General features: G+C 45.2%; 1 protein-coding gene. It reads left to right on the top strand.

Features of this window, described 5'->3' with window-relative positions; translation table 11 throughout:
* On the top strand, positions 1–181 hold a 181-nt coding region (locus Y887_RS21235; protein WP_211257042.1), incomplete at its 5' end, for a hypothetical protein.
* Positions 182–352: the final 171 nt, after the last annotated feature.

The following is a 352-nucleotide window of genomic DNA, read 5'->3' as shown; positions in this document are numbered from 1 at the left end:
AAGTAGGGCGCTTCAAGTCCTCAAGCACTACCTTTCACGCCTTTATCCAGCGGCGCACGAACTGAATCCCTCAACAGGGCATCTGTTTAAGCGCCGCAACCTTGCCTTAAAAACCTTCGCGTTAATTCAACATGACCGCTACCTTGACGGGCGCTACAGCGGCCCGAAGGATTCTATATGATTACTACATACAAAGTGTTCTTTGTCAAGTGCAAGGATTCAAGTCACGATCAGTTTACTGCTGGTAAAAACTATTGCGTGATTTCCAATCCAAATATAGATATAATCTTGAACGATTATGACATTTATGAGCCTATGCCAGCGACTGCGTTTGAAGTAGTCGGTCATGTGC

The organism is Xanthomonas pisi DSM 18956 (assembly GCF_001010415.1).
Classification (GTDB): domain Bacteria; phylum Pseudomonadota; class Gammaproteobacteria; order Xanthomonadales; family Xanthomonadaceae; genus Xanthomonas; species Xanthomonas pisi.
This window is presented reverse-complemented; position numbering and strand designations above follow the sequence as displayed.